Genomic DNA, 12163 nt, shown 5'->3' with positions numbered 1-12163 from the left:
TATTCGTGCCCCGAGGCACAGAACGGCCCTTTACAAGGCGGTCACGGCGTTCACGACGGCATCTACCGTAAATCCGAAATGCTTGAACAACACATCGGCGGGCGCGGATGCGCCATACCCGTGCATGCCAATCACCGCACCATCCAAGCCGACGTACTTGCGCCAGAAGTCTGCGGTACCTGCCTCAATCGCCACGCGCTTGCGGCACTCGTTGGGAAGCACCTGCGCACGATAGCTTGCATCTTGGCGATCGAACACATCGGTGCTCGGCATCGACACCACTCGCACGCCGGCGCCCAATTGCGCAGCGGCTTGCATGGCCAATCCAACTTCCGAACCGGTGGCGATCAAGATCACTTCTGGTGCGCCGACGCTGTCTTTCAAGATATAGCCGCCACGCGAAATGTTCGCGACCTGGGTCGCATCACGCGATTGGTGCGGCAAGTTCTGACGACTAAACACAAGACAGCTCGGACCGTCCGTGCGTTCGATCGCCGCACGCCAAGACACGGCGCTTTCGACAGCGTCGCATGGGCGCCACACATCGTTGTTCGGAATGTAGCGCAACGCAGCCATGTGTTCGATCGGTTGATGCGTTGGACCGTCTTCGCCTAAACCGATGGAATCATGGGTGTATACGTGAATTGCGTGCGCGCCCATCAAGGCACTCATACGCACTGCATTGCGCGCGTAATCGCTGAACACCAAGAAGGTTGCGTCATACGGAATGAACCCGCCATGCAAGGCGAGACCATTGCTGATCGCCGTCATCGCAAATTCGCGCACACCGAAATAGATGTAGTTCGCGTTCGCATCGTCAGAGGTCACACTCTTGCTGCCCTTCCACAAGGTCAGATTGGAATGTGCAAGATCGGCGGAGCCACCCACCAATTGCGGCAACAGTGGTGCAAAAGCTTCGATTGCCATTTGTGATGCTTTGCGGCTGGCAACCACCGCGCCTTCCGCTTGAAGCTTTTCGATATAAGCGTTGGCAGCCGGCTCGAACGCCGCAGGCAATTCACCGCGCATGCGTTGTTCGAACTCTGCAGCCAATGCCGGATGCGCTGCGCGATAGTCCGCAAACACTGCTTGCCACGCGGCTTCTGCCGTCTGACCGCTTTCTGTTGCATTCCAAGCAGTAGACACGTCCGCAGGAATTTCGAACGGCGCATACGGCCATGCCAATGCTTCGCGCGTTAACGCGATTTCGTCCGCACCCAAAGGTGCACCGTGGCTCGATTCTTTGCCGGCTTTGTTCGGCGAGCCAAAACCAATCGTGGTGCGGCAGCAAATCAAGACGGGGCGATCATCGACGGCAATCGCTGTATCCAATGCAGTCTTCAACTCAAGCGGATCGTGCCCGTTGACGTTGCGAATGACCTTCCAGCCATAGGCCTCGAAGCGTGCTGGCGTATCGTCGGTGAACCAACCTTGGACGTCGCCATCGATGCTGATGTGGTTGTCATCCCAGAAGGCCACCAATTTGTTCAGGCCCCAAGTGCCCGCCAAAGAGGCCGCTTCATGGCTAATCCCTTCCATCAAGCAGCCGTCACCCATGAACACCCAGGTGCGGTGATTGACGATGTCGAGACCGTCGCGATTGAAGCGTTGCGCCAACAACTTCTCGGCCAAAGCCATGCCCACCGCATTGGCCAAACCTTGGCCCAAAGGACCGGTCGTCGTTTCAATACCGGACGTCATGAAGTTTTCCGGATGACCCGGCGTGCGCGATTCGAACTGGCGGAAGCGCTTTAAGTCTTCAATGCCGAGGTCGTAACCGCTGAGATGCAGCAAGCCGTAGTGCAGCATCGAACCATGGCCATTCGACAAGACAAAACGGTCGCGGTTCAGCCAATTCGGATTCTTCGGGTTATGGCTGAGGTAGTCATTCCACAGCACCTCCGCAATATCGGCCATACCCATCGGCATGCCGGGGTGCCCGGAGTTGGCGGCTTGCACCGCATCAATGGCGAGGAATCGGAGGGCGTTTGCGAGATCGCGGCGGCTTGGCGTCGTCATGGCGGCAAAAAAAGAGGCGCCCGCGGACCACGGGCGCCTCTATTCTCCCACATGCTCCGGATTCGATCACGGCGCATGGGCTTTTACGTTAAAGCGCTACCGGACAATCTCATCCAGTTGCGCCATGGTCTCGTCATCCGGCAAATCCGTTTCACCGCTGCGATGCGATACCACGACTGCGGTGGCCAAATCGCCGGTCACGTTGAGCGCGGTACGGCACATGTCGAGGAAGGTATTGACGCCGAGAATGATGCCGATGCCTTCGGGTTTCAAACCGATGATGCCGCAAATCATGGCAATCACCGGCAATGAGCCGGACGGGATGCCTGCGGTACCGATACCGCCCAAGATGCACAGGATCAACACCATCAACTGCGTGCTGAGTGGCAAGTGCATGTTGTACACCTGTGCCAAGAACAGCACGGTAATCCCCTCGAACAATGCCGTGCCGTGGTGATTGGCCGAAGCCCCCACGGTCAAAACGAATCGCGACACTTTACGTGGCAGCTTCAAGTTTTCTTCTGCAACACGCAGGGTCACCGGCAAGGTCGCCGTGGATGAGGCGGTGGCAAATGCAGTCAAGGTCGCTTCTTGCGTGCCGCGGAAGAACTCGCGTGCACGCATGCCGCCCATGATGCGCACCCACAATGGCAACACGATGAAGCCGTGGATGGCGAGTGCCACCAAGACAGTCACCACGAACCACGCAAGGCTCTTGATCACTTCAAGGCCCAGCTGTGCCGTGAGGTTGAACATGAACGCTGCAACGGCATACGGTGCGAGCTTGATGAACATGCCGATCAAGTGCATGCAGATTTCGAACAAGCCATGCATGGCATTTTTGAAGGCGCGTGTGCCTGGCGTCGGCTTCATGACCAAACCAATGCCGAACATCAAAGCGAAGAATACGATGCCGAGCTTTTGTTTGTCGTCTGCCATCGCGCCAACAATGTTGTGCGGCACGATGTTGACGATCAAATCAATGAAGTTGAGCGCCTTGCCTTTATCGACAATCTCACTCGCACTCGCATTGCTCATTGCCTGCTGCACCAGATTCGGATCCATATGCGAACCCGGCTGGAAGATGTTGACGCACAACAGACCGATACCCACAGCTGCTGCCGTGACAGTCGCCGTATACGTCAGTGTTTTCCAACCCAGTCTGCCGAGCGACGCAATATCACCGAGCTCTGCAACGCCCAAGACAAGCGCCGAAAACATCAACGGCACCACCAACATGAAGAGCAAGTTGAGGAAGATCTGACCGAAGGGCTTGGTGAAATACTCGATCACCGTATGCACCCAAACTGCGTCGGCCATGTAGGCATGGACAGCCAAGCCAATGACCGTGCCCAGCACGAAGCCGATGAGCACTTTGATGTGCAGGGCGAGCCCGCCCTTTTTCTCACCCGCGGTGGGTGTGGATTCGAGATGCATGCGCTTTCCTGAAACGGATCAGTGAGCGAGCTTAACAAAACTAATGGGTTGGATAGAGCGGCGGGAGCTCGCTGTTGCGTGTTTCGTGACGCATGCCTACCCATTCAGGTTTGCTCGCAAATGCGGTACGCAAGACATCGAGCACAGATTCCGTTGCCGCACCTCCCCAACGTGCGGCCTGCAATGCAGCAACAGCCTCCTGTTGCGAGGGTTTTGCCAAACGTGATCGCACAACTTCCAAGCTGTCCGTGGGCGGTACGCACGACGCACACAGTGCTGCAGAAATGTCCGCCAAATCGCCCGACGCTAGCGCGGATTCGAGCGAAATGTGCACACGCGGCAATTCTGTTGGGGGATCGCGCCTGGATTTCTTGCGCCAGACAAGGAACGCAATGACAGCGACACACAGTGCGAACACGCCCCCTGCGATCCATGCGCGCATCGACATGTGCAAGCGCGTAGACAGCGTGTCTGAAGCGGATTTTGCATCGCTTGCATCTGGCGCTTGCGACACCGGAATGCTCGCTTTGACTTGAAGTGTTTGCAGTGGCAACTGCGCGCGTTCGTTTCGCTTGTTTTCGATATGCCACCAATTGATCGCAGGCGTGGTCAAAGAAATTGCACCGCCTTGCGTCGGCAGGATGGAAAACGTGCGCGTGATCGTCGACACCCATCGACCGTTGCGAACCGCGGATTGCGTTTGCGCAGGTTCTGGATAGACTTGCGCCCCATTGCTTGCCTGCAGCGTTAACTCAGGAACATCCGCAGGCAAGGCACCTTCCGCCACCATTTCCAAAGTCACGCGCCCAGGTTGCGACTGACTGATTTCGGACTGCGGCAAACTTGTGTAGCGCAAACGCAAGTCATGCAGCGGCAACCATGGATCAGCTGCATTGCTCGGTTGTGGTTGAACATTCAGCACCAGCGTATCTGCCACTGCGTTGATTCGTTCGATGCCGTCTCCGAAGGCTTCATCAAAGAATCCGCCGGCGGTTGTGCCGACCAAACGCGCACCGGCAATTCGGACGATGCCCGCGCGATCTGGCACGACCCAGTATTGGCGCGTCACCACCTGGTAGGTTCGTCCATTCAACACTTGAGATGTTTGAACATCGCTGGCGACCTGCTGCATCGACGCGCCTTCAATCGCAGGTTGATCGAGTGCGGCATCGATCATGGATCGACCCACATAGAAACGCACGGTCATCAGAACACCTTGCTGCGCATAGGGCTGCGTGGTCTCTACCGTGGTTCGAATAAAAACATCTTGCGAGGTGCTCGCAGCGCCGCTGTTCGGGCTTCGCCATGTGCCTGCAGCGGCATCGAGCACGTCCACAACAAGCGCCGAGGTGGTGTCGTTGCCCATCCGTAGCGACGGAATAACAATGCGCCCGGATCGACGCGGCGACAGCTCGTACTCATAGCGCATCGAAGTGCGCACGCGTCCGCCCGCATAGTTGATGCTGCGCCCAGTCGCGCGTGCGGTAATCACGAAATCGGTGTTGAACTTGGATTCGTCAGGCGCCACGTTTCCATCGGTTTCAATGACGAGCCGAACACTTTCATCGGCGTGGATGGACGTTCGACTCACCGACGCACGCGTTTCTGCCCATGCGGTCGAAGACAGCGCGAGACAAAGCACCAAACAAGCGAGTTTGAATGCTTTCATCGGCCCTTCCCTGCGCGATATTCGAGCAAGAACTTACGCTGCAAAAGCGTGCCCGGGTCATCTGGAATTCGCCGCAAGATGGGTTCACTGCGTTGACGTGCCGCACGCTGTGCGGGCGTTTCTGCCGGGTGCTTCTCTTCCGCTGGTGCTTGCTGTGCGCCTTGTGCTGCGCGCGCTTCTGCCATGCGCGCTTTTTGTGCGGCATCCGCGCGTGCTTGCGCTTGTGCATCCGCGAGTTTGTCGGTGCCTTCGGTGCTGGGTTCGGCTTGGCCGGTTGCGCCGGGCTTAGCCGAGTCGTTACCACCCTGCGACGGTTGCGATTGACCGGATGGATTCTGCGACTGTTGTTTTTGATTGCCTGGCGACTGCGGCGTGCTTTGATTCTGCCGGCTGGTGTTGCCTTGCGGCGGCTTGCGCTTTGCCGCGCGTTCCACCACCTTGCGATTCTCAACAGCGTCGACATTGTCAGGTCGCATTTGCAGCGCGCGGTCGTAGGCTTTCAACGCTTCTTGATAGCGCCCTGCCTTCGCTAAGGCATTGGCAAGGTTGTAGTGCCCTTCTGCCGTGTCGACTTTTGCATAGGCATCGATTGCCTCTTGGTATTTGCCTTGGCGATACGCATCGTTGCCGCGCTTGATATTGTCGTACGCCACTTGGTCTTTGCGTTGCCACACGTCTGCCGCTTGCGCGTTTGGCGGGGTCATGGCGACGATACCCATTGCCAAGAACACCGCGAATGCACCGCGACGAAACATCGGGAGCAAAAGCAGCAAGAGCACAGGGACCAACACCCAGCCGCCGTCTTCCCACACCGATTGGCCTTTTCGATGCAGGGTGTCGCCGCGTACATCACGCGCGAGATTCAACTTGAGCTGCGCAATGTCCGTTGGCGCGACTTGCATCGCAAGGTAACCCCCGCCACCTGAGCGCGCGACAGCTTGCAATCCAGAGGAGGTCGCATCAACGCCCAATGCGTACACATCGAATCCTTGCGCATGCGCGACGGCCGCTTCTTTGATCGCATCGGCATCGGCCGTATCCGTCAAAAGCACGATGTCCCCTTCTGCATAGCCATTGTCTCGCAGCATCTTTCGCGCTAAACGCAACGCGGCAGCAGGCGAATGACCGGGCTCTGGCATGATCACCGGCTGCAAGTCCGGCAGGAAGATTTCAATGTTGGCGGGATCATCGGTAAAGGGCGTGACCGCATGCGCGGTGCCCGCAAACACGATCAATGCAGCTTGCGCCCCCGCTCTGGCCTGCAAGAGCTGTGCAACTTTTGCGCGCATCCGTGCGAGCCGTGAAGGCGGCAAGTCTGTGTTTAGGACGCCTTGAGATAAGTCCATTGCGATGACAAGTGGGGTGCGTGTCTCCGCCAAAGTTTGCGGCGCTTTTTTCCAAGCCGGTCCTGCCAATGCGGCAATGAGCAGGGTCGCAAACAGCACTGGCCACAACACCTGCCATCGATGCGCACGTGCCTGGACCTGGCCATCCAATACAAACGGACGCAATGCAGGGTCAATCACGTCGATCCAAGGATCCGATTGCGGTCGTTTCGACCACCACATGTAAACAAGCACGGGCAAGAGCAGCAGCAGCCACAGCCAGTCGGGGCGCAGGAAATGCAATCCGTTCATTGGCGGGCACCACGAAAGCGATGCAGCAGAAGCCAAAGCAACAAAGCGGCGGCCGCCACGATCAGCATGGGCAAGTAGTGTTCGATCTTCGGTCGAATCGCCTGCGCTTTGCTGGGCATCGGTTCGAGTCGATTGATCTCAGCGTAAATCTTCGCCAAAGATGCAGTGTCGCGCGCACGGAAGAACTGACCGCCGGTCGATGCAGCGATGTCAGACAATGTGGCCTCATCGACGTCGCCGCCACCGGTGGGCAATTGCATACCGAACACCGACACGACACCGTCACCGCCAATGGCAATCGTGTGAATCCGCACACCGTTATCGCGCGCAAGCTCCGCTGCTTTAAGCGGTTCCAATTGGCCTGCGGTGTTCACGCCATCGGTGAGCAAGATCAAGACGCGTTCACTGGCGGGCAACTTGACCAAGCGTTTGACAGACAGCGCAATGGCATCCCCAAGCGCCGTCGATTGTCCAGGCAGGCCGACCACGGTATCGCCGAGCTGGTCACGCACGGCATTCAAGTCCGCAGTCACCGGCGTCAAAACAAACGCGCGATCGCCGAATACAACCAGACCCACACGGTCACCACCACGTGCATCGAGAAAATCGGAAATGACGGCTTTTGCTGCCGTCAAACGATCGACGTCGCGGCCACCTAACCGCATGTCCTCTTCTTGCATCGAACCGGATAAGTCGACCGCCAACATCATCCCGCGGCCATTTGAGGGCGGTTGAACGGCGTCTCCGAACGACTGCGGGCGCGCAGCTGCGATACACAAGGCCACCCACGCAATAAACAGCAGCAGCGGAAACGAGAAACGACGCGAACGTCCGGACGCTGCACTTGCAACAAGACTGAGCGATCCTTTGTCGGGGTGAAGCAGAGCGGCAGCATCGGATCTGCGCATGGCGGGCAAGACGAGTGCGACCAGCAACGGCAGTGGCAAAGCCCAAAGCCACATGGGCGCTGCAAACTGCCAATTGGACAACTCTGGAATCACCGCGCGCTCATCCAAGAAACAAAGCGTTGTCGGGCGACGACTTCGAGTTCGGCGACGCTTTCGGCAGTGAGATTGGGCGTATAGAGACCCGACTCAATCAATGCACCGCCCGCAGTGGTGAACGGTTGATCGGTGAGTCCTGCATCTAAGAATGACAACCATGCCTCACCTGTCAGTGTGTCCGCGTCTGCACGTTGTCTGCGTGCCGCACGACGCAACAAATCAGACATGGCCTGCAAACGCTGCGCGGGCGTTGTCGCTTGCGCTAAGGCGTGGTCAAACAAGGCGTTTGCGCGCTGCAAGCGCCGATGCTTTTGCCAACGCCAGAGTGCGAGCGCCAAGCCGATAGCTGCAAGCAAAGCAAGCATCGCCCACCAACCCGGTGCAAGCGGCCAGAGCGAAGGCACCGGCACGTCGTGTACGTCACGCAATACGATCTCTGCGCGCGGACTCATGCGACCTGCGCCTGTGCCGCGTGGAATGTATGCAGCCACGCTGTCGCCGCTTCATCGCCTTGCACGACGTGGACGCGCACATGGGTTCGACGTGCGATGTCTTGAAAGGCCGCCAAGGGTGTCGAGAAGTGCGCCTGCCAGCGATCTGCGGCGGGCTTTTGGTCGAGCGCAAGCACAGCACGTGTGTTTTCCAATTGCGCGGGTAAGGTTTTGGCGGGCGGTGACTGCTCAAGTGCATCGGTGATCAAGACCACATGGACTTCGACACCTGCCAATTGCGCCCATGCTTCGGATGCAATCGCGGTGACCGTATGCACATCTGCAACGATGACCAAACGCGCGCCATGTCGCAGCACCTTTCGCAAACCCAACAACTGTCGCTCAAATGCCGTCGCATCCAACGGCTGCGGTGTGCGCAATGCGTCCGCGATGACATGCATCAGCGGCAAAGCGCCGCGCAAGCCTGTCGCGAAGCGACGTGGCGCGCTTTGAATGCCGGGCACGATCACACCGACGCGGTCGCCATCGCGTACCGCAGACCACACGGCGGTTGCCGCAATGCGTGCTGCTTGCACAGATTTGAATCGCTTTTTTGAACCAAAGAACAGTGAGGGCGAGACATCAACAAGAACAACTGTCAATCGCTCTGTCTCGGCCTGATACAACTTTGTATGCGCGCGGCCCGTGCGCGCGGTCAGTCGCCAATCGATATGTCTCGCATCGTCGCCTGCCACATAGTCGCGCGATTCCGCATATTCCATGCCGCGCCCACGGAGTGGCGAAAGACTGGTGCCTGTATGAAGGGTTTGCGCGCGACGTGCAGGTCGATGGCGCGAAACTTCCGCACGCAAAGCGACGAGCGCCTCCACTGAAGGCACGGTGATGCCAATGGCTGCGTTGTCGTGAATGCCGTGCGTCGCCATGGTGTGCGCCTTAGGGCAAGGGCACGCGTTCGATCAATGCGTTCACCAGCTTGCCGCCCGTCCAGCCTTCGGCACTGGCCTGATAGCTCGGCAGGATGCGGTGACGCAGCACATCTGCTGCAACGTCACGCACATCGTCTGGCGTCGTGTAGTCACGCCCATGCAACCAAGCGCGTGCACGTGCACAACGATCGAGTGCAATGGAACCCCGTGGACTGGCGCCCCACGCAATGTTGCGTGCGAGGGTCGCGTCATAGGCGCTTGGCTTTCGTGAGGCCATGATGATTTCCACCAAATAGCGCTCAAGCGCCTCACTCATGTGTACGTCGAGGACTGCTTCGCGCGCTGCAAAGATGTCTGCTTGCCCTAAGGCATGCACCGTGTCGCTCGGCGTTGCGTGCGTGGCCTCGCGTGCGGCTGCGCGCGCGATGCGCAGAATCTCGCCTTCCATCGTTGCATCCGGGTAGCCAATTTCGACATGCATCAAGAAGCGGTCGAGCTGCGCTTCCGGCAAGGGGAAGGTCCCTTCCTGTTCGATGGGATTTTGCGTCGCCATCACCAGAAAGAGCTTCGGTAGCGGATAGGTTTGCCGACCCACAGTGACCTGACGCTCGCCCATCGCTTCGAGCAACGCCGACTGCACTTTGGCGGGTGCGCGGTTGATTTCATCCGCGAGCACAACAGGATGAAAAATGGGGCCGGGCATAAATTCAAAACGGGCATCTTGCGGCCGCCAAATTTCTGTACCGGTCAAATCTGAAGGCAAGAGGTCTGGCGTGAACTGCACGCGCGCAAAGGCCGCGTCAATGCGTTCGGCCAGCGCGCGAATCGCTGTGGTCTTGGCGAGGCCTGGCGCACCTTCAACCAACAGGTGCCCATCTGCCAGTAAAGCGATCAGCAAGCGCTCGACCAAATGTGCTTGCCCAACGACGCGTGAGGAAAGCGCGTCTTGCAATTGTTTGAAGCGGTTCAACAGCACGTTTTCAGACACATTCATGAATTGCGCGTCACTCGGAATACAAGAACGTCCATTTTGACCGTTCCTCAGTGGATAGGTTCCTCACGCGCATCCCCCGATTCAGCCAAAAGAAAACGGAGCCTTGCGGCTCCGTTTCTTTATATCGACACAAGCGGGTTGGCTTAGTGCATGTTTTGTTTGACGTGCAAGATGCGCGGCGTCAAGAAGATGAGCAGCTCAGCTTTGGACTTGTTACGGCTCTTTTGCTTGAACAAGTTGCCAATGATCGGGATGTCAGCCAAGAACGGCACTTTGCTAATTGCGTCTTGGTCGGTGAATTCATACACACCGCCGATCACAACGGTTTGGCCATTTTCAACCAGTGCGGCGGTATCGATTGCACGTTTTGCAATGATCGGCACCTGACCAATCGAGGTGTTCAACCAGCTGTCGAGCTCGTCCTTGTTGACTTTGACGTTCAAGAACACGCGATCGTCATTGGTGATGGTCGGCGTCACGCGCAGTTCCAAGAAGACGTCCTTGAAGGCAACGGTCGGCATGGCAATACCACCGGCACCGGCAGTGACGGTCACGTAACCAATTTGCTTACCTTGTTGGATCACCGACTCGCGTTGGTTGGTCGTCAAGATGCGCGGGTTGGACAAGACTTCACCGCGACCTTCGGTTTGCATGGCCGACAACTCAATGTCGAGCGAGAAGTTCGCACCGAGCAAGGTGTAGCCGAGCGCGGCGGCAGTAGAAGTCGATGCAGCCGGCAAGTTGAAGTTATAGGTGTTAGACGCCGGGTTGCCGACGACAGCGCGAGCGCCGCCGTCACCACCACCGATACCCCACTTGTTGTTGTTGCCGCCGCGGCGACCCACACCGAAGCGTGCGCCAAGGTCACGTGCAAAACTTTCAGTAGCGATCACGATGCGGCCTTCGATGACCACTTGGTCGACCGGACGGTCGATCTCGTTGATCAAGCGCTTCATTTCGTTCACGCGCTTCGGAATGTCGCTGATCATCAGGGTGTTAGTGCGGCCATCCGCCACCAAACGACCGCGCGGCGAAAGGAAGCCGGAGTCCTGGTTTTGGCCACCACCGCCTGCACCTTGCTGACTTTGACCGCCAACGCCCTTGGCTTCAGTGATGGCTTTATAGATATCAACAGCACTGTGATAGTTGACGCGAACGAATTCGGTCACGAGGTCTTGGCGGTTTTCCAAGGCAATGCGTGCGTCTTCCTTTTCTTGTTCGGACTTGGCGATTTCAGTCGCCGGCGCAATCCAGATCACGTTGCCATCGCGGCGCTTATCCAAGCCTTTGGCGCGCAAGATGACGTCGAGGGCTTGATCCCACGGCACGTTGTTCAGGCGGATGGTGATCGAGCCTTGCACGGTGTCTGAAGCGACGATGTTCAAGCCGGTATCTTCTGCCAAGAGCTGCAGCACGGTGCGAACCGGCACGTCTTGGAAGTTGTAGTTGACGGGGCGACCGCGGTAGCCATTGGTCTTCGCGGCGGCGGCGGCAGTGCGCGCGCCCGCGATGGCCGAAGCCACGCTGCCAACTGCGCGATCTGTCGTGCGCGGCACGATTTCGACAACGTATTCGCGACCGTGTTGATAGGCCATGGATTCGAACGCGTTGGTGGTATTCAACACCAAGCGGTTGGCTTGCGTATCGACAATGCTGACCGGTGTCGCGAAGTCTTTAACATTCAGCTGTTGCTGAAGGTTTGCCGGGACCGAAGCGTTACCGAGATCGATGATCACGTTGCCGTCTGCGTTACGAAGGTCGGGTGTTGCCCCTTCGCCGCTGAAGCGCACGGTCAATTTCGCGGCGCCATCGGTGCCACGTTTGAAGTCGACGTTTTCAACGCGGACTGCAGCAGCAGGGCGCACAACCTGCGTGGGCTGCTTCGACGTTGGCACGGGCGCTGAAGCCGACTGTGCGAGCGCGCCCGCAGCCAGACAGGAAAGCATCGCCCCGAGGAGTGCCGCCTTGCCTGATTTCAAGGCCACAACGTGCGTAGTGTGGATGAACTGCATGTGCATTCCCCTA

Annotated in this window: 9 protein-coding genes; all 9 read right to left on the bottom strand. The window is 58.2% G+C overall.

The features are described 5' to 3' along the window. Positions 1-30: 30 nt before the first annotated feature. The 9 genes from tkt to pilQ all read right to left on the bottom strand — a co-directional run bounded on the left by tkt (position 31) and on the right by pilQ (position 12150). Positions 31-2019: a transketolase gene (gene tkt, locus G7069_RS05420; RefSeq protein ID WP_166295084.1), complete on the bottom strand. Its 1989-nt coding sequence runs from the start codon at positions 2017-2019 to the stop codon at positions 31-33. 96 nt (positions 2020-2115) lie between these two features. Further along, on the bottom strand, positions 2116-3456 hold the full coding sequence (locus G7069_RS05415; RefSeq protein ID WP_166295082.1) for a dicarboxylate/amino acid:cation symporter: 1341 nt from the start codon (positions 3454-3456) through the stop codon (positions 2116-2118). A 40-nt stretch (positions 3457-3496) separates the two neighbouring features. After that, a complete protein-coding gene (locus G7069_RS05410) occupies positions 3497-5125 on the bottom strand; it encodes a BatD family protein (RefSeq protein WP_166295080.1) in 1629 nt (542 codons plus the stop codon). Next, a complete protein-coding gene (locus G7069_RS05405; protein ID WP_166295077.1) occupies positions 5122-6762 on the bottom strand; it encodes a VWA domain-containing protein in 1641 nt (546 codons plus the stop codon). The genes G7069_RS05410 and G7069_RS05405 overlap by 4 nt, the downstream gene beginning before the upstream one ends. Further along, the gene (locus tag G7069_RS05400) at positions 6759-7778 is read right to left on the bottom strand and encodes a VWA domain-containing protein (protein ID WP_240912488.1); all 1020 of its coding nucleotides are present in this window, start codon (positions 7776-7778) and stop codon (positions 6759-6761) included. The genes G7069_RS05405 and G7069_RS05400 overlap by 4 nt, the downstream gene beginning before the upstream one ends. Next, positions 7760-8218 (bottom strand): DUF4381 domain-containing protein, encoded by a 459-nt coding sequence (locus tag G7069_RS05395; protein WP_166295075.1) that lies wholly within the window; start codon positions 8216-8218, stop codon positions 7760-7762. Before G7069_RS05395 ends, G7069_RS05400 begins: the two co-directional genes overlap by 19 nt. Beyond that, on the bottom strand, positions 8215-9141 hold the full coding sequence (locus G7069_RS05390) for a DUF58 domain-containing protein (RefSeq protein WP_166295073.1): 927 nt from the start codon (positions 9139-9141) through the stop codon (positions 8215-8217). Before G7069_RS05390 ends, G7069_RS05395 begins: the two co-directional genes overlap by 4 nt. A gap of 10 nt (positions 9142-9151) precedes the next feature. Then, positions 9152-10138: a MoxR family ATPase gene (locus tag G7069_RS05385; RefSeq protein WP_166295071.1), complete on the bottom strand. Its 987-nt coding sequence runs from the start codon at positions 10136-10138 to the stop codon at positions 9152-9154. A 143-nt stretch (positions 10139-10281) separates the two neighbouring features. Next, the gene (gene pilQ / locus G7069_RS05380; RefSeq protein ID WP_240912487.1) at positions 10282-12150 is read right to left on the bottom strand and encodes a type IV pilus secretin PilQ; all 1869 of its coding nucleotides are present in this window, start codon (positions 12148-12150) and stop codon (positions 10282-10284) included. Positions 12151-12163 lie beyond the last annotated feature (13 nt).

The sequence above is a fragment of the Lysobacter sp. HDW10 genome (genome assembly GCF_011300685.1).
Classification (GTDB): domain Bacteria; phylum Pseudomonadota; class Gammaproteobacteria; order Xanthomonadales; family Xanthomonadaceae; genus Solilutibacter.
Note: the sequence above shows the minus strand (reverse complement) of the source record. Positions and strands in the feature narration are given on the sequence as shown.